Here is a 15895-nt window from a genome sequence, read left to right on the forward strand (position 1 = left end):
TGAGGCTATGGCCATGGTCCGTGCACTGAACATAATGACGCGTGCAGGAATGCCAGAAAGTGTACGGATTGTCTGAGAAAATGACTGACAGTAGGATCTGCTGTCTAAATTCTATTTATTCAACAAAGCCGCTAATGGCAGCATGGTATTGATTCGAAAGCATGGTATCAGGCACTCGTAATACCAATAACTATGCCATAAAAAAACGGCGCTTGGCGATGCTAAAACTTACCAATCATTACCAGACATAAAAACAAAAAAGCCCGCAATTACGCGGGCTTAGGTATTTTTAATGCTTATCGGTGCCAGCTGTAGCCAGACGCGAAATCATTCCCACTCGATAGTTGCTGGCGGTTTGCCAGAAATATCGTAAACCACGCGGGAAATGCCGTTAACTTCGTTGATAATGCGGTTGGATACACGGCCAAGGAAATCGTATGGCAGGTGTGCCCAATGCGCGGTCATAAAGTCGATGGTTTCAACTGCACGCAGTGATACAACCCAATCGTATTTACGGCCATCGCCCATCACGCCAACAGAACGCACCGGCAAGAACACGGTGAATGCCTGGCTCACTTTGTTGTAGAGATCTGCTTTGTGCAGTTCTTCAATAAAGATCGCATCAGCACGACGCAGCAGGTCGCAATACTCTTTCTTCACTTCGCCCAGTACTCGCACGCCAAGACCTGGCCCCGGGAACGGGTGACGATACAGCATGTCGTAAGGCAGGCCGAGTTCCAGGCCGATTTTACGCACTTCGTCTTTGAACAGCTCACGCAACGGCTCAACCAGCCCCATCTTCATCTCTTTCGGCAAGCCGCCCACGTTGTGGTGAGATTTGATGACATGTGCTTTACCGGTAGCTGAGGCAGCAGATTCGATAACGTCAGGGTAAATGGTGCCCTGAGCCAACCACTTCACATCTTCCAGTTTCAGTGCTTCTTCATCGAACACTTCAACGAACACACGGCCGATGATTTTACGTTTCGCTTCTGGATCGTTCTCGCCTTTCAACGCGGACAGGAAACGCTCTTCGCCTTTAACGTGAATAATATTCAGGCCAAAGTGGTCGCCAAACATATCCATCACTTGCTCTGCTTCATTCAAACGCAGCAGCCCGTTATCTACGAACACGCAAGTCAGACGGTCACCAATGGCGCGGTGCAGCAGCATCGCGGTAACGGAAGAATCCACGCCACCGGACAGGCCAAGAATCACCTTGTCGTTGCCGACTTGTTCACGCAGGCGAACAATCGCATCTTCGATAATTTTTGCCGGAGTCCACAGCGCTTCGCAGCCGCAGATATCCAGAACAAAACGCTCCAGCAAACGCTGGCCCTGGCGGGTATGGGTCACTTCCGGGTGGAACTGCACGCCATAAAAACGTTTTTCTTCGTTTGCCATAATTGCAAACGGGCAAGTCTCAGTACTGGCAACGGTCACGAAGTCCGAAGGAATCGCGGTGACTTTATCGCCGTGGCTCATCCAGACATCCAGCAATGGTTTGCCATCTGCACTCAGAGAATCTTCGATACCGCGAACCAGTGCGCTGTCAGTTTTCACCTCAACCTGCGCATAGCCGAACTCACGTTCGTTGGAACCTTCAACATGGCCGCCAAGCTGCATCGCCATGGTCTGCATGCCGTAGCACACGCCAAATACAGGCACGCCAGCGGTAAAGACATATTCAGGAGCGCGTGGGCTGTTCAGCTCAGTAGTACTTTCCGGGCCACCAGAAAGGATGATACCGCTTGGATTGAATTCACGAATCTGTGCTTCCGTGACATCCCATGCCCACAGCTCACAGTAAACGCCCAACTCACGCACACGGCGCGCAACCAGTTGGGTGTACTGAGAACCGAAATCAAGGATAAGTATGCGATGTTTATGGATATTTTCCGTCATTGACGCTTATTCCGAGGCAAGTGAAACAGATAAAGTAAATCGCCCTAAACATTGGCTCTAAATAATTCGAGTTGCAAAAAGGTGGCAAGCTCGTGAATCCCCAGGAGCTTACATAAGTAAGTGACTGGGGTGAGCGAGTGCAGCCAACGCATTTGCAGCTCGAAGTATGACGAGCAATCAGGTCGAAAAGAATTAAGAGCCCATGCGGTAATTTGGGGACTCTTTAGTGATCGTCACATCGTGCACATGACTTTCCTGAATGCCCGCACCACTGATGCGTACAAATTCCGCTTTGGTACGCAGGTCGTCGATGGTAGCACAGCCGGTCAGGCCCATACAGGAACGCAGGCCCCCCATCTGCTGATGAACGATCGCTTTCAGGTGACCTTTGTACGCCACACGACCTTCGATACCTTCCGGTACCAGTTTGTCGGCTGCGTTGTCAGTCTGGAAGTAACGGTCAGAAGAGCCTTTGGACATCGCGCCCAGAGAACCCATACCGCGGTAGGATTTGAAAGAACGGCCCTGGTAAAGTTCGATTTCACCTGGAGATTCTTCAGTCCCTGCCAACATGCCGCCAACCATTACCGCAGATGCACCAGCAGCGATAGCTTTAGCAATGTCACCAGAGAAACGAATACCGCCGTCAGCGATAACAGGAATGCCCGTCCCTTCCAGTGCTTCAACAGCATCAGCAACCGCAGTAATTTGCGGAACACCTACGCCGGTAACGATACGAGTAGTACAGATTGAACCTGGACCGATACCCACTTTAACCGCACTCACACCGGCATCAGCCAGAGCGCGAGCGCCAGCAGCAGTCGCGACGTTACCGCCGATGATTTGCAGGTCAGGATATTTAGCACGAGTATCACGAATACGTTGCAGAACGCCTTCGGAATGGCCATGAGAGGAGTCAATCAGTAAAACATCGACACCAGCGGCCACCAGAGCGTCGATACGCTCTTCGTTGCCAGCACCTGCGCCAACGGCTGCCCCAACACGCAGACGGCCCTGGTCGTCCTTACAGGCGTTAGGTTTACGTTCTGCTTTCTGGAAGTCTTTTACGGTGATCATGCCGAGCAGATGGAAATTGCTGTCTACAACCAGCGCTTTCTCAACACGTTTTTCGTGCATCTTGGATAACACGACATCACGCGCTTCGCCTTCTTTCACGGTAACCAGACGCTCTTTCGGAGTCATATACACGCTAACAGGCTGGCTCAGGTCGGTAACGAAACGAATATCACGGCCAGTAATAATACCAACCAGTTCGTTACCTTCGGTCACGACAGGGTAACCCGCAAAGCCGTTACGCTCGGTGAGTTCTTTAATTTCGTGCAGGGTGGTTGTCGGCAACACGGTCTGTGGGTCAGTAACAACACCACTTTCGTGTTTTTTCACGCGTTTGACTTCAGAAGCCTGGCGTTCAATCGACATGTTTTTGTGAATGAAACCAAGTCCACCTTCCTGAGCCAATGCAATGGCCAGACGGGCTTCCGTTACAGTATCCATGGCTGCGGACAGCATAGGGATATTCAAACGAATAGTTTTGGTTAATTGGGTGCTGAGATCGGCCGTGTTAGGCAGAACTGTAGAGTGAGCTGGAACGAGGAGAACGTCATCAAACGTCAGTGCTTCTTTAGCGATTCGTAGCATGGCAATATCTCAACCTGGGGTGAATGAGAACAGATAAAATATTGCCGCGGCATTATACAGAGCGGAATCGATTGCATCCACACTTTTTTCAGAAAACTCCTTGCCAAGTGCGATATGAAAGATACTATTGACCGAATAACCCGCTGATTTAAAATTTGATCTGGCTCACATGTCATCGATAAATTCCCCTTCAATTTTTACCGTCAGCCGTCTGAATCAGACGGTCCGCATGCTGCTGGAACAAGAGATGGGGCAAGTCTGGATCAGCGGTGAAATCTCCAACTTTACCCAACCGGCTTCCGGTCACTGGTACTTCACACTTAAAGACGATACAGCTCAGATTCGCGGAGCAATGTTTCGCAACAGTAATCGGCGAGTGACTTTCCGCCCGCAACATGGGCAGCAGGTTTTGGTGCGTGCCACCATCACGCTTTATGAACCGCGTGGTGATTACCAGATAATCGTTGAAAGTATGCAGCCTGCCGGTGAAGGGCTGTTGCAGCAGCAATATGAAGAATTAAAACAGCGCCTCACCGTTGAAGGTTTGTTCGACCAAATCCACAAGCAGCCATTGCCGACGCCTGCACGTCAGGTTGGCGTCATCACGTCAAAAACCGGTGCTGCACTGCATGATATTTTGCATGTGCTAAAACGTCGTGATCCCTCTTTGCCGGTGATCATTTACCCGACAGCGGTACAGGGCAACGATGCGCCAATGCAAATTGTTCGCGCCATCGAACTTGCGAACCTGCGCAAAGAGTGTGATGTGCTGATTGTTGGGCGCGGCGGCGGTTCACTGGAAGACTTGTGGAGCTTTAACGATGAGCGCGTGGCACGGGCGATTTTCGCCAGTGCGATTCCGGTTGTTAGCGCCGTAGGGCATGAAACTGACGTCACGATCGCCGATTTTGTGGCAGATGTTCGTGCACCCACGCCATCCGCTGCGGCAGAGATTATCAGCCGTAACCAGCTTGAATTATTGCGCCAGATTCAGTCCCACCAGCAGCGTATGGAAATGGCGATGGATTACTATCTCGCCCAACGCACGCAGCGTTTCACTCGTTTGTATCACCGTTTGCAGCAGCAGCATCCACAACTGCGCCTGGCTCGCCAGCAAACTACACTTGAGCGTTTGCAGCAGCGCCTGAATGCCGCGATGGACACAAAGCTGCGCCGCGGTACCCAACTGCAGCAACGCCTGATGCAGCGTTTGAATCAGCAACAACCGCAACCAAGAATCCATCGTGCGCAGACTCGCCTGCAACAGCTTGAATATCGTTTATCGCAGGTTGTTACCGCACAGCTGAACAATACCCGGCAGCGCTTTGGCACCGCTATCGCGCAGCTTGAAGCTGTCAGCCCGCTGGCAACGCTCGCTCGTGGCTATAGCGTAACAACGGCGACAGACGGCAAAGTGCTGAAGAAAACCAAACAGGTGCATTCCGGGGATACGCTGACTACGCGTCTTGAAGATGGCTGGGTGGAAAGCCAGGTCACCGGCATTACACCGATGAAACCTGTTCGCAAACGTAAAATTGCGGCGGAAAGTTAGAACTTAGTCAGCAACGGGCACGAATTCGACGCGTTTTTTTGAAATCAACCCGTGGCCGTTCTGGCAGAAATAGTCGACGGCCCCACAAGCTTTTAAGACTTCCAACGGTTTGTGGCAATCCGGGCAGCGGGCCTCCAGGTGAAATTCCTGCTGGCATCTTTCGCAGTGCGCACCTGAGTCTGTTTGCTGTAGCAGTTGTTCACACACTGGGCATTTAATTTCCATCATCACTCCTTACAACACTTCTATGAAAGCCTGAGCCTGTTGTCTTCGATGATAAAGACAAACAGGCGAATAAGCATCATTAACGCTCTTTGTCGCCTACTCTCCCAAATGTAACAATATCGCACCCCAAAACAGTGCAACACACTTCAACACTTCCCGTTTTGTTCATCCAGACATCACTATATATATGATTAATTTTAATTTTATATTCTGGCATTCTGTTTGCATCGCCTTACAAATACTGTGACTAATGGCGAGGCAGTAAATAATGACAACGCAAACAACAACACTAAAAAGAACACTGGGCAGCTTCCGTCTTTGGGGAATTGCTGTAGGGCTGGTGATATCCGGGGAGTATTTCGGCTGGAGTTATGGCTGGGCTCAGGCGGGAACGATGGGGTTCCTGATTGTCGCAATCGCGATTGCCGCAATGTACTGCGCGTTTATCTTTAGCTTCACCGAACTGACTACGGCAATTCCTCATGCCGGTGGGCCGTTTGCTTACGCTTACCGGGCATTTGGGCCTACCGGAGGATTCATTGCTGGTTTCGCGACGCTTATCGAATTTGTTTTCGCACCGCCCGCCATTGCCATGGCAATTGGCGCCTATCTCAATGTTCAATTCCCGGCGATTGATCCTAAGTGGATAGCCTGCGGCGCGTATCTCATCTTTATGCTCCTCAATATTCTTGGCGTCGGTATTGCCGCCACCTTTGAATTAATTGTCACGCTGCTGGCTATCTTCGAGTTGCTGGTATTTATGGGCGTGGTAGCACCGGGCTTCTCGTGGGAGAATTTCACGGCCAATGGCTGGGCTGGCTCAAATAGTTTCAGCGAGCTGGCATTACCTGGGATGTTTGCCGCAATTCCCTTTGCTATCTGGTTTTTCCTCGCCATTGAAGGCGCTTCAATGGCGGCAGAAGAAGCAAAAGACCCACAACGCACCATTCCACGCGCACTTGGCGGCGGTATTATCACTCTGACTGTTCTGGCCATTGGCGTGATGGTTTTCGCTGGCGGCGTCGGCGACTGGCGTACGCTAGCTAACATTAACGACCCGCTACCGCAGGCAATGAAAGTGGTAGTTGGCAGTAACAGCGGTTGGTTGCATATGTTGGTTTGGCTGGGATTGTTCGGCTTAGTTGCCTCGTTCCACGGCATTATTATGGGCTATTCCCGCCAAATTTATTCTCTGGCACGAGCGGGCTATCTACCGGCAAGTCTCGCCAAACTTAATAGCCGGACTCGCACACCGACGCTGGCAATTCTTGCAGGCGGTGTTGTGGGAATCGCAGCTATTTTTTCTGACTCACTTATCACCATCAGTGGAATGCCGCTCACCGCCTGTATTGTGACAATGTCAGTATTTGGCGCGATTGTTATGTACATCACATCGATGGCGGCACTGTTTAAATTGCGCCGCAGCGAGCCAAATCTCATCCGCCCGTTCAGAGCCCCACTCTTCCCGTTTGCCCCTGCCTTTGCCCTGGCGATGGCCGTCTTGTGTCTGGCTGCGATGGTATACTACAACACATTACTGGCGATGATTTTCGCCGCCATGATGCTTGCAGGTTATATCTGGTTCAGAACCACAGCGAGTGCACGAGAGCGTGCGGCATTGGATCCACAACTTCGGGCAATCTCCTGAGGAGGAGAAATGTATAACACCACTCTGGCGCATCGCAGTTATCGGTTCGCCAGCCTCAAGGCGCTAATGGCTAAAGCATCCCCGGCGAGATCCGGGGATAACCTGGCAAGAATCGCAGCAGAATCAGCTGAAGAGCGGATGGCCGCAAAAATAGCGTTGGCTGACGTACCATTGCGTGAAATTCTCGATAACCCGCTAATTGCCTACGAAGATGACGAAGTCACCCGCCTGATTATTGATACTCACGATAAAACTGCTTTCAAGACCATCAGCCATTTAACCGTAGGTGATTTTCGTGATTGGCTGCTTGCTGACACCACCGATAGTGAGACCTTACGCAGCGTCGCAAAAGGCATCACACCGGAAATGGCAGCAGCAGTAAGTAAGTTGATGCGCAACCAGGATTTGATCCTGACAGCGAGCAAGTGCCAGGTGACGACAAAATTTCGCAATACCATCGGATTACCTGGCCGGCTCAGCGTACGTTTGCAACCCAATCACCCAACCGATGATTTAAAAGGCATAGCTGCCAGTATGCTCGATGGATTACTGTACGGTGCAGGTGATGCGGTGGTGGGCATTAATCCGGCAAGCGATAGCCTGCCAGTGCTTGAACGACTGAACTACATGATGGATGACATCATCAGCCGTTTTGCCATTCCGACTCAATCCTGCGTATTAACTCATGTGACTAACACATTGCAGCTGATTGAACGTGGTGCCCCCGTAGATTTAGTTTTTCAGTCTGTAGCGGGAACCGAAGCCGCCAACAGTGGTTTTGGAATTAATCTGGCGTTGTTGCAAGAGGCTTATGATGCCGCGTTAAGTTTAAATCGCGGCACGCTCGGCAATAACGTGATGTATTTCGAAACCGGCCAGGGCAGTTGCCTGTCTTCTAATGCGCATCATGGTGTTGATCAGCAAACTTGCGAAGCCCGCGCCTATTCTGTCGCACGTCATTTCAATCCGTTGCTGGTAAACACAGTCGTAGGATTTATTGGCCCTGAATATCTGTATGACGGTAAACAAATTATTCGTGCCGGCCTGGAGGATCATTTCTGTGGCAAGTTGATGGGGCTGCCGTTGGGTTGTGATGTTTGCTACACCAATCACGCCGAAGCGGACCAGGATGATATGGATACCTTGCTTACTCTGCTGTGCAACGCCGGGCTCACCTTTTTAATCGGTGTGCCGGGTGCTGATGACATCATGCTCAACTATCAAAGCACTTCATTCCACGACGCCCTGTATGTCCGCCGCTTGTTGGGACTTAAACATGCACCTGAGTTCGCCGAATGGCTGATCCGTATGCAGATCATTGATACTCATGGGCAGCTTCGCTTAAACGGGATCAACCATCCACTGCTAACCGCTCTCCCTCAAGTGGTAAACTTATGAATTCAGATGCCTGGACATTGCTACGGGAGTTCACCGATGCGCGCATCGCACTTGGACGCAGTGGCGCAAGTCTGCCAACCAAAGAAGTGCTGAATTTTGGCCTTGCTCACGCGCAGGCCAGGGACGCAGTTCATCAACCATTCCATAGTGATGAGATCAGCAACGAATTAGCCGAATTGGGCCTAATGACCTTAACAGTTAAGAGTGCAGCTGAAGACAGACACATCTATTTGAACCGGCCCGATTTAGGTCGCCAGTTGAGTGATGGAAGTCGGAATACGCTACTAACCAGCAATATTGGAAGTTACGACCTGTTGCTGGTGATTGGTGACGGGCTTTCTTCTCATGCGGTCCACCGTCAATCTGTTGCGTTAATTCGTGAACTTCTGCCCTATGTAAAAACGCTTGGGCTTACGCTTGCCCCAGTCGTACTGGCACATCAGGCGCGTGTTGCACTTGGAGATGATATTGGTGAGATACTAAATTGCAAAGCCGTAGCAATGCTGATTGGCGAGCGCCCCGGGCTTTCATCGCCTGATAGTTTGGGCGTGTATCTGACGTGGAAACCAGAGCGAGAACGACTGGAGTCAGAACGCAACTGTATTTCTAATATTCGCCCGGAAGGGCTGAGTCATTGTGCTGGCGCATTTAAACTCGCCTGGTTACTAGAGCAAGCATTTTTGCGCCGTTTAACTGGTGTAAAACTGAAAGATGAAAGCGATAACCCCGCCTTGCAGCAGAGAATTAAGCCACTCATCGGTTTAGAATAGTTTTTTATGGGCCAGCGAAGGATATTGAACGTTCCATTTCGCTATTTCCTGCTTCAAACGAGCTGGCATCGGCATATTAATTAAAATGTTATCCGGTGGTACTGGCGATAAAAACCATTTGTTATAAATCTTGTCAAATTCGTTAGTAAAAAACATTTCCATCATTGCATTATTAACTGCTTTTTGCAGCGTAATTGATTGACGGAGCAACGCTAATGCAAATGGTTGTGCAGCAATAAGATTATCCTGGGAGATATTATAGCAACCCGTTTTTTCACTTGCAGCCTTGAGCGAATACAGCAAAACATCATCAGCAACAAATACAGAATTATTGGTCACTTTCATCTCCTCAAACCCCGACACCGCCGATTGAGAAAGAGGGGTAAAAAGCGAATAGCCTAACCTAACATTTAACTTTGCTACAGTCTCCACGGCGATATCACCGGAAGTGACAAAAATAGTATGGCCGGACAACATTTTGATGCTGCCGAGGTGATCCTCTTTATGTGAAATAAATGCTGTAGATGCATAAAATAAGGCATTGAAAAATAATATAAATTTCCTTCGATCACTGGTATTAGTTATGTTCGAACATTCAACATCAGATTTATAAGTCAGCAGTGACTGGAAATGTGCGGCTGGAGATACTTTAATCCAATGAATCTCCAGTGGTTCCCCCCCAGTTCCTTCCCAATATGTTCAGCCACGCTTTTGCATAAATCAATAGCTATACCCGTGGGTTTACCTGCCATTGTATAGGAAAATGGAAACTCACCATCCAAGTAGGAAAAAGTAATGCTGTGATTATTTTTAATATTAGTTATCGAATCATCTGACCTGATAATAAATGAAAATAAAGAAAAAAACAAAATCACAACATATTTCATCAGGCCAAGTATTGACTTTAACATTTTGATTACTCGCCAATGTGTTCTCTTTTATTAAGTAATACATAGAGAGGTTTGATGATGCAATACTTCAGGTGATTAAAATCCGCTCGTTTAGAAAGGATATAGATAATGCATCATTTTTGTATTTTTTGTTATGAATGCATTATCGGCTCATTAATAACAAAGTGATATTTATTTATGGGTTTTTATATTATTTGAGTTATAAAACCTCAATTATATGAGACCTTATTATATTTTATTTTTCTTTTTATATTATAATCATTAGTAAAATATCACTGCTTTAACCTAAGGTTTGATCATGAAAAAGTACACTCTCATTGCACTTGCCCTACTTCCTCTGGCTTCATTCGCCGCTCCGCCACAGGCATTCAATTTTAGCTGTGGGAAAACTACTGGCGTGTACAGCGACGGCAACGGCGGCGTTTGGGTTGATGGCAAAAAAGCGACGGTTAAACAGAGCAGCCCATCCTACTGGGAAGCAACCAGTGGAAAAACGGTTATCAGTATTGTGCGTTCAACAGAAGGTAATCCTGACATTTCGTTCACAGGTCCAAACCGTATCCATGGGGTCTGTTTAGCCGAGGATGAAGTGAGTTTTGCGCCGACTGCACAGAAGAAAACCCCAGCTAAAGCTGGCCCATCATTTTCTTGTGCTGCGGTAACTAAAGGCAGCATGGAAGATCTTGTCTGCCAAAGCTCCACGCTATCAGCAATGGATCTTAAATTGACCGAAACCTACAAACAGGCGCTGGTAAAATCCCATAATAATTCAACGCTTAAAGCCGAGCAGCGTGGATGGATTAAAGGAAGAAATGAGTGCTGGAAGGAAGACGATAAAAACGCATGCCTTGCAGACTCTTATCAACAGCGTTTGAGTGAACTGCAAAGTAAGTATCAAATTAAGGAATAACGGTTATAAAAAAACCCGGTGTGAAAACCGGGTTTTTACTTTTCGTAAGCGGTTATCTCCGCAACAAATTATTTGCTTTTCTTGATGTGTTTAATCAAGCGCTGACGTTTACGCATCTGGTTCGGCGTCAGGGTGTTACGTTTGTTAGCAAACGGGTTCTCCCCTTCCTTGAACTGGATACGAATTGGCGTACCCATTACATCCAGCGATTTGCGGAAGTAGTTCATCAGATAGCGTTTGTAGGAGTCTGGCAGGTCTTTTACCTGGTTACCGTGAATCACAACAATTGGTGGGTTATAACCACCGGCGTGAGCATATTTCAGCTTAACGCGACGGCCACGTACCAACGGTGGCTGGTGATCTTCAGCAGCCATAGACATGATACGAGTCAGTAACGCCGTGCTTACGCGACGAGTAGAGCTGTCATACGCTTCACGAACAGACTCAAACAAGTTGCCTACACCGCTACCGTGCAGCGCAGAGATGAAGTGTACGCGAGCAAAGTCGATGAAGCCCAGACGATAATCCAGCGTCTCTTTAACTTGCTCTCTGACTTCGTTGCTCAGGCCATCCCACTTATTGACAACAATTACCAGTGAGCGCCCACTATTCAGGATAAAGCCGAGCAGAGAGAGATCCTGATCGGAAATACCTTCACGCGCATCAATCACCAGCAATACAACGTTGGCATCTTCAATCGCTTGCAGCGTTTTGATTACCGAGAATTTCTCAACGGTTTCAGTGATTTTCCCACGCTTACGTACACCTGCGGTGTCGATAAGAATGAATTCACGTTCGTCACGTTCCATTGGGATGTAGATGCTGTCACGGGTGGTGCCCGGCATGTCGTAAACCACAACGCGGTCTTCGCCAAGAATACGGTTAGTAAGCGTTGACTTACCTACGTTAGGACGGCCAACAATCGCCAGCTTGATGGGTAAATCAATAGGGTTGAAGGCTTCTTCTTCCTCTTCTTCTTCCATCTCATCATCTTCAGACACAATGCCATTTTTAGCATTGAATGCCGCCCAGTAGGCTGCATCTTCATCGATTTCTTCTTCCGGCTCACGCGGATTTTTTTCGTCGATGAAAGGAATCAGAACGTGTTCGAGAAGAGTTGTCACGCCGCGGCCATGAGAAGCAGCAATCGGGTGAATTTCACCTAAACCCAAGGAGTAGAAATCAATAACCGCCTGGTCAGGGTCCATACCATCAGTTTTATTCGCTACCAGGAAGGTAGGCTTCTGACGTGAGCGCAGGTGTTTAGCGATAGCTTCATCGGCAGGCATCAGGCCTGCACGCGCATCAACCATAAACAGCACGACATCGGCTTCTTCAATCGCCAACAACGATTGTGCCGCCATATGCGTTTCAACGCCGTCTTCCGTGCCATCAATACCACCGGTATCAATAGCAATAAATTCGCGGCCTTCCACTTCAGCACGACCATACTTGCGGTCGCGAGTCAGCCCCGGGAAATCCGCGACCAGCGCATCTCGGGTACGCGTCAAGCGGTTAAACAACGTGGATTTTCCGACATTAGGGCGCCCGACAAGCGCAACCACAGGTACCATGATTAAAACCTCATAACTCAAAATTCATCTTCAAACGACGTCAAATCACATCGTTTCTAAAAACAGGAAACGGCTCCTGGACTACCGGAACCGTTTCGCACTTAAAATACTTCAGGCAAATTTAACGCTTGATAGCGTACAACGTACCGTCTTTCGCCTGAATCAGCAGCTTGTCGCTGGCAACAACTGGCTCAGTCTGGAAGCCAGAACTGTCCACTTTTTGTTGAGCAACAAAGCGGCCGTCGTCGGCATTGATCCAGTGCATATACCCTTCGCTGTCACCTACAACCAGATAACCGTTGTACAGAACAGGAGAGGTCAGATTACGGTGCAGCAGGTCGCTTTGCGTCCACAGCGTTACACCGCCATCAGCATTCAGAGCAACAACGCGGTCATTCTGATCGACAAGGAAAATACGGTTCGCATCAACGATGAAGTCGTTTACTGAACCCAGTTCACGTTTCCACATCACCTGGCCTGAACGTAAGTCCAGTGCAGTCAGGTTACCGTTATATGCCAGAGCATAGACCACACCATTAACAATAACAGGTGTGGTATCAACATCGCTCAGACGGTCAATTTCGGTAGCACCGGTTGCCTGAGAGATACGCTGTTGCCAAATAAGCTGGCCTTGTTTCATTAACACAGCGCTAACGCGACCGTTATCACCACCAACAACTGCGGCACCGAACGCTATTGCAGGTGCAGATTCGCCGCGCAGAGAAAGTGCTGGCATATCCAGGTTTACGGTCCATTTCACTGCACCGTCAGTTTCATCAAATGCCTGAAGCTGGCCATTGCTGGTGTGAACCAGAACTAAACCGTCGCTGACCACAGGACGAGAGAGGACTTCGCCTGCAGCTTTGCTTTGCCACGCAATACTACCATCAGAGGTGTTAAGCGCATAAACCTGCGCTTTCTCACTACCAATGTATACATGCGCACCATCAACCGTTACACCACCAGAAAGCAGTGCTGGCAGGTTGCTGGAGTAGAAGTTTGTCTTTTCAGACAGATCAACAGACCAGACTTCTTTACCATCATCCGCGTTAACGGCTTTAACGGTACCACGGCGGTCTGCGGCGTAAATATTGCCGTCCTGCCATGCTGGATGCAGATTGGAATAGAAATCACCAATACCGCTACCAACAGAAGTACTCCATGATTTTTCAGGTTCAAACTGGTTTTCAACTGTCGGCAGTGGAGACATCTTTACCACGTCTTCTTCACCGCTAAACAGTGAACAACCGCTGAGCAGCGTCAGAGAAATCAGCCCTGGTACAAGTAGTTTACGCAATTGCATCGGGTCCCTCTTAGCTCGACAAATTATTAATTTTCATCTGCATCATTTCGCGCAGGGCTGGAGAAGCATCAGTTTGTGAGCCTTTGCTCCACGCATCGCGTGCACCTTGCTTGTCCCCTTTGCTGAGCAGCGCTTCACCGCGCAAATCAGCAACAATCGCTACCCAACCTTCGCCTTTAATACTGTCGAGGGTTTTCAGCGCCGCATCAGATTGCTTTTGTTGTATTTGAATACGTGCCAGACGTGCGTTGATAAGCGCCTGCAAATTTGCATCGCTGGTGCTGCTCAGGCCTTGCTGCAATTGGGCTGCCGCTTTCGCCAGATCATTGTTATCAGCATATTTCTGAGCCAATTCCAATGACGCTAAAGCACCATATGTATTCTTTGTGCCGGCAGCGAATTTCTCTGCAGCACTCAGTGTTGCAGGTTGATCGGCACGCACAGCATCTGTCACAGTTTGATATTCGAGAGAAGAAGCCATCGAGCTTTCAACCTGATGACCGTTCCAGTAACGCCAACCAACCAGTGCGCCAATACCTAATACGACACCAACCACTAGCGCTTTGCCGTTTTCAGCAAAGAAGCGTTTTACTGCATCAACCTGTTCGTTATCGTTTTCGTAAATTTCCACGCAGTCCTTCTCCTTAACGATTTATCACTGGGGAAATTAACCCAGTAGCGCCTGCAAATGAGCGACCGCGTTTACTTGCTCAACGGTAGTTTGCTCACCTGTGCGCAGATCCTTCACGACGACCTGACCACTTGCAACTTCGGTTTCGCCAAGCACCAGGGCTACACGTGCGCCCCACTTATCTGCACGGACGAACTGCTTCTTGAAGTTGCCACCGCCATAGTTGGTCATCAGCTTGATAGCCGGGACCTGATCACGTAATTGCTCAGCTAACAGCATTGCTGCAGCTTGCGTTCCCTGACCTGACGATATCAGGTAAATATCGACAACAGATTCGGCTTTAAATTCCGGGTTGATAGCTTGAACCAGTAAAACAAGTCGTTCCAGACCCATAGCGAAGCCAACAGCAGGTGCCGCGCGGCCACCCAGTTGCTCGACCAAACCGTCGTAACGGCCACCCGCGCAAACGGTGCCTTGGGAACCAAGACTGCTTGTCACCCATTCGAAAACGGTACGGTTGTAGTAATCCAGACCGCGTACCAGGCGCTGATTCACGGTGTACGCGATACCGGCAGCATCAAGGTATTGGCATAGACCTGCGAAATGCTCACGGGACTCTTCGTCCAGATAGTCGCCAAGCGTCGGCGCATCATCCAGCAGAGCCTGAACTTCAGGATTTTTAGAGTCCAGTACGCGCAATGGGTTGCTGTACATGCGACGCTGGCAATCTTCGTCAAGCTTCTCTTTATGCTGTTCCAGGAACGCGACCAGCGCATCACGGTAGTTGGCACGCGCTTCAAGCGAACCAATTGAGTTCAATTCCAGGTGTACGTGCTTGTCGATACCCAATGCACGCCACCAGCGAGCAGTCAGCATGATCAGTTCAGCGTCAATATCTGGCCCTTGCAGACCAAATACTTCGACACCCAACTGATTAAACTGACGGTAACGCCCTTTTTGCGGACGCTCATGGCGGAACATCGGCCCGATGTACCACAAGCGCTGTTCCTGATTGTACAGAAGACCATGTTCGATACCGGCACGCACGCAGCCCGCGGTGCCTTCAGGACGCAAAGTCAGGCTATCGCCGTTGCGGTCCTCAAAGGTATACATCTCTTTTTCAACCACGTCGGTGACTTCACCGATTGCGCGTTTGAATAACGGGGTCTGCTCTACAATCGGCAAACGGATTTCACTGTAACCGTAGCTGCCGAGCACCTGTTTCAGAATGCCTTCAATGCGCTGCCAAATGGCGGTTTCGCCAGGCAGGTAATCGTTCATGCCGCGGATGGCTTGAATGTTTTTTGCCACGTTTATTCTCTACCAAATTTTACCCGTCGCCCTTCAAGATACAGGGTTGTTGGCTGCTTTCGTTCACCCGAATCACTTACTCAAGTAAGCTCATCGGG

13 protein-coding genes are annotated in these 15895 nt (G+C 49.3%); 5 read left to right on the forward strand and 8 right to left on the reverse strand.

Going from position 1 to position 15895, the window contains the following annotated elements; all coding sequences use genetic code 11:
- Positions 1-327 precede the first annotated feature (327 nt).
- Positions 328-1905, reverse strand: a complete 1578-nt coding sequence (gene guaA / locus GC128_RS20020) for a glutamine-hydrolyzing GMP synthase (protein WP_064513022.1) — start codon at positions 1903-1905, stop codon at positions 328-330.
- A 192-nt stretch (positions 1906-2097) separates the two neighbouring features.
- The gene (guaB, locus tag GC128_RS20025; RefSeq protein ID WP_151995780.1) at positions 2098-3564 is read right to left on the reverse strand and encodes an IMP dehydrogenase; all 1467 of its coding nucleotides are present in this window, start codon (positions 3562-3564) and stop codon (positions 2098-2100) included.
- Between the two features lie 169 nt (positions 3565-3733).
- Between guaB and xseA the strand changes: the two genes are divergently transcribed.
- Positions 3734-5116, forward strand: a complete 1383-nt coding sequence (xseA, locus tag GC128_RS20030; protein ID WP_151995781.1) for an exodeoxyribonuclease VII large subunit — start codon at positions 3734-3736, stop codon at positions 5114-5116.
- 3 nt (positions 5117-5119) lie between these two features.
- On the opposite strand, the gene GC128_RS20035 is transcribed toward xseA, so the two are convergent.
- Complete coding sequence (locus GC128_RS20035) at positions 5120-5341, reverse strand: zinc ribbon domain-containing protein (protein WP_151995782.1); 222 nt, start codon at positions 5339-5341, stop codon at positions 5120-5122.
- 268 nt (positions 5342-5609) lie between these two features.
- Here GC128_RS20035 and eat point away from each other — a divergent pair, with 268 nt between their 5' ends.
- From eat to eutC, 3 genes are read left to right on the forward strand one after another with little or no spacing between them, the layout of a single operon-like run.
- Positions 5610-6989: an ethanolamine permease gene (gene eat / locus GC128_RS20040; protein ID WP_151995783.1), complete on the forward strand. Its 1380-nt coding sequence runs from the start codon at positions 5610-5612 to the stop codon at positions 6987-6989.
- A gap of 9 nt (positions 6990-6998) precedes the next feature.
- Positions 6999-8387, forward strand: coding sequence for an ethanolamine ammonia-lyase subunit EutB (locus GC128_RS20045; RefSeq protein ID WP_151995784.1), 1389 nt, complete (start codon positions 6999-7001; stop codon positions 8385-8387).
- On the forward strand, positions 8384-9157 hold the full coding sequence (gene eutC, locus GC128_RS20050; RefSeq protein ID WP_151995785.1) for an ethanolamine ammonia-lyase subunit EutC: 774 nt from the start codon (positions 8384-8386) through the stop codon (positions 9155-9157). The genes GC128_RS20045 and eutC overlap by 4 nt, the downstream gene beginning before the upstream one ends.
- Here eutC and GC128_RS20055 read toward each other — a convergent pair.
- Positions 9149-9826, reverse strand: coding sequence for a transporter substrate-binding domain-containing protein (locus GC128_RS20055; RefSeq protein ID WP_151995786.1), 678 nt, complete (start codon positions 9824-9826; stop codon positions 9149-9151). The genes eutC and GC128_RS20055 overlap by 9 nt on opposite strands.
- A 540-nt stretch (positions 9827-10366) precedes the next feature.
- Here GC128_RS20055 and GC128_RS20060 point away from each other — a divergent pair.
- Positions 10367-10978, forward strand: a complete 612-nt coding sequence (locus GC128_RS20060; RefSeq protein ID WP_151995787.1) for a lysozyme inhibitor LprI family protein — start codon at positions 10367-10369, stop codon at positions 10976-10978.
- Between the two features lie 68 nt (positions 10979-11046).
- On the opposite strand, the gene der is transcribed toward GC128_RS20060, so the two are convergent.
- From der to hisS, 4 genes are all read right to left on the reverse strand, one after another.
- Positions 11047-12552: a ribosome biogenesis GTPase Der gene (gene der / locus GC128_RS20065; protein WP_151995788.1), complete on the reverse strand. Its 1506-nt coding sequence runs from the start codon at positions 12550-12552 to the stop codon at positions 11047-11049.
- A 121-nt stretch (positions 12553-12673) separates the two neighbouring features.
- A complete protein-coding gene (gene bamB, locus GC128_RS20070; RefSeq protein WP_151995789.1) occupies positions 12674-13855 on the reverse strand; it encodes an outer membrane protein assembly factor BamB in 1182 nt (393 codons plus the stop codon).
- 10 nt (positions 13856-13865) lie between these two features.
- Positions 13866-14486 carry a YfgM family protein gene (locus GC128_RS20075; protein ID WP_151995790.1) on the reverse strand — a complete coding sequence of 207 codons (621 nt, stop codon included), beginning with the start codon at positions 14484-14486 and terminating at the stop codon, positions 13866-13868.
- A 36-nt stretch (positions 14487-14522) separates the two neighbouring features.
- A complete protein-coding gene (gene hisS, locus GC128_RS20080) occupies positions 14523-15797 on the reverse strand; it encodes a histidine--tRNA ligase (protein WP_151995791.1) in 1275 nt (424 codons plus the stop codon).
- Between the last annotated feature and the right edge of the window lie 98 nt (positions 15798-15895).

The sequence above is a fragment of the Buttiauxella massiliensis genome (genome assembly GCF_902500225.1).
GTDB lineage: Bacteria > Pseudomonadota > Gammaproteobacteria > Enterobacterales > Enterobacteriaceae > Buttiauxella > Buttiauxella massiliensis.

What these genes read in the sequence shown, in the direction of transcription:
- GC128_RS20045 (WP_151995784.1), top strand. Translation starts at nt 6,999, where the DNA reads ATGTATAACACCACTCTGGCGCATCGCAGTTATCGGTTCGCCAGCCTC.
- xseA (WP_151995781.1), top strand. Translation starts at nt 3,734, where the DNA reads ATGTCATCGATAAATTCCCCTTCAATTTTTACCGTCAGCCGTCTGAAT.
- guaA (WP_064513022.1), bottom strand. Translation starts at nt 1,905, where the DNA reads ATGACGGAAAATATCCATAAACATCGCATACTTATCCTTGATTTCGGT.
- eutC (WP_151995785.1), top strand. Translation starts at nt 8,384, where the DNA reads ATGAATTCAGATGCCTGGACATTGCTACGGGAGTTCACCGATGCGCGC.
- guaB (WP_151995780.1), bottom strand. Translation starts at nt 3,564, where the DNA reads ATGCTACGAATCGCTAAAGAAGCACTGACGTTTGATGACGTTCTCCTC.
- der (WP_151995788.1), bottom strand. Translation starts at nt 12,552, where the DNA reads ATGGTACCTGTGGTTGCGCTTGTCGGGCGCCCTAATGTCGGAAAATCC.
- eat (WP_151995783.1), top strand. Translation starts at nt 5,610, where the DNA reads ATGACAACGCAAACAACAACACTAAAAAGAACACTGGGCAGCTTCCGT.
- bamB (WP_151995789.1), bottom strand. Translation starts at nt 13,855, where the DNA reads ATGCAATTGCGTAAACTACTTGTACCAGGGCTGATTTCTCTGACGCTG.
- GC128_RS20060 (WP_151995787.1), top strand. Translation starts at nt 10,367, where the DNA reads ATGAAAAAGTACACTCTCATTGCACTTGCCCTACTTCCTCTGGCTTCA.
- GC128_RS20035 (WP_151995782.1), bottom strand. Translation starts at nt 5,341, where the DNA reads ATGGAAATTAAATGCCCAGTGTGTGAACAACTGCTACAGCAAACAGAC.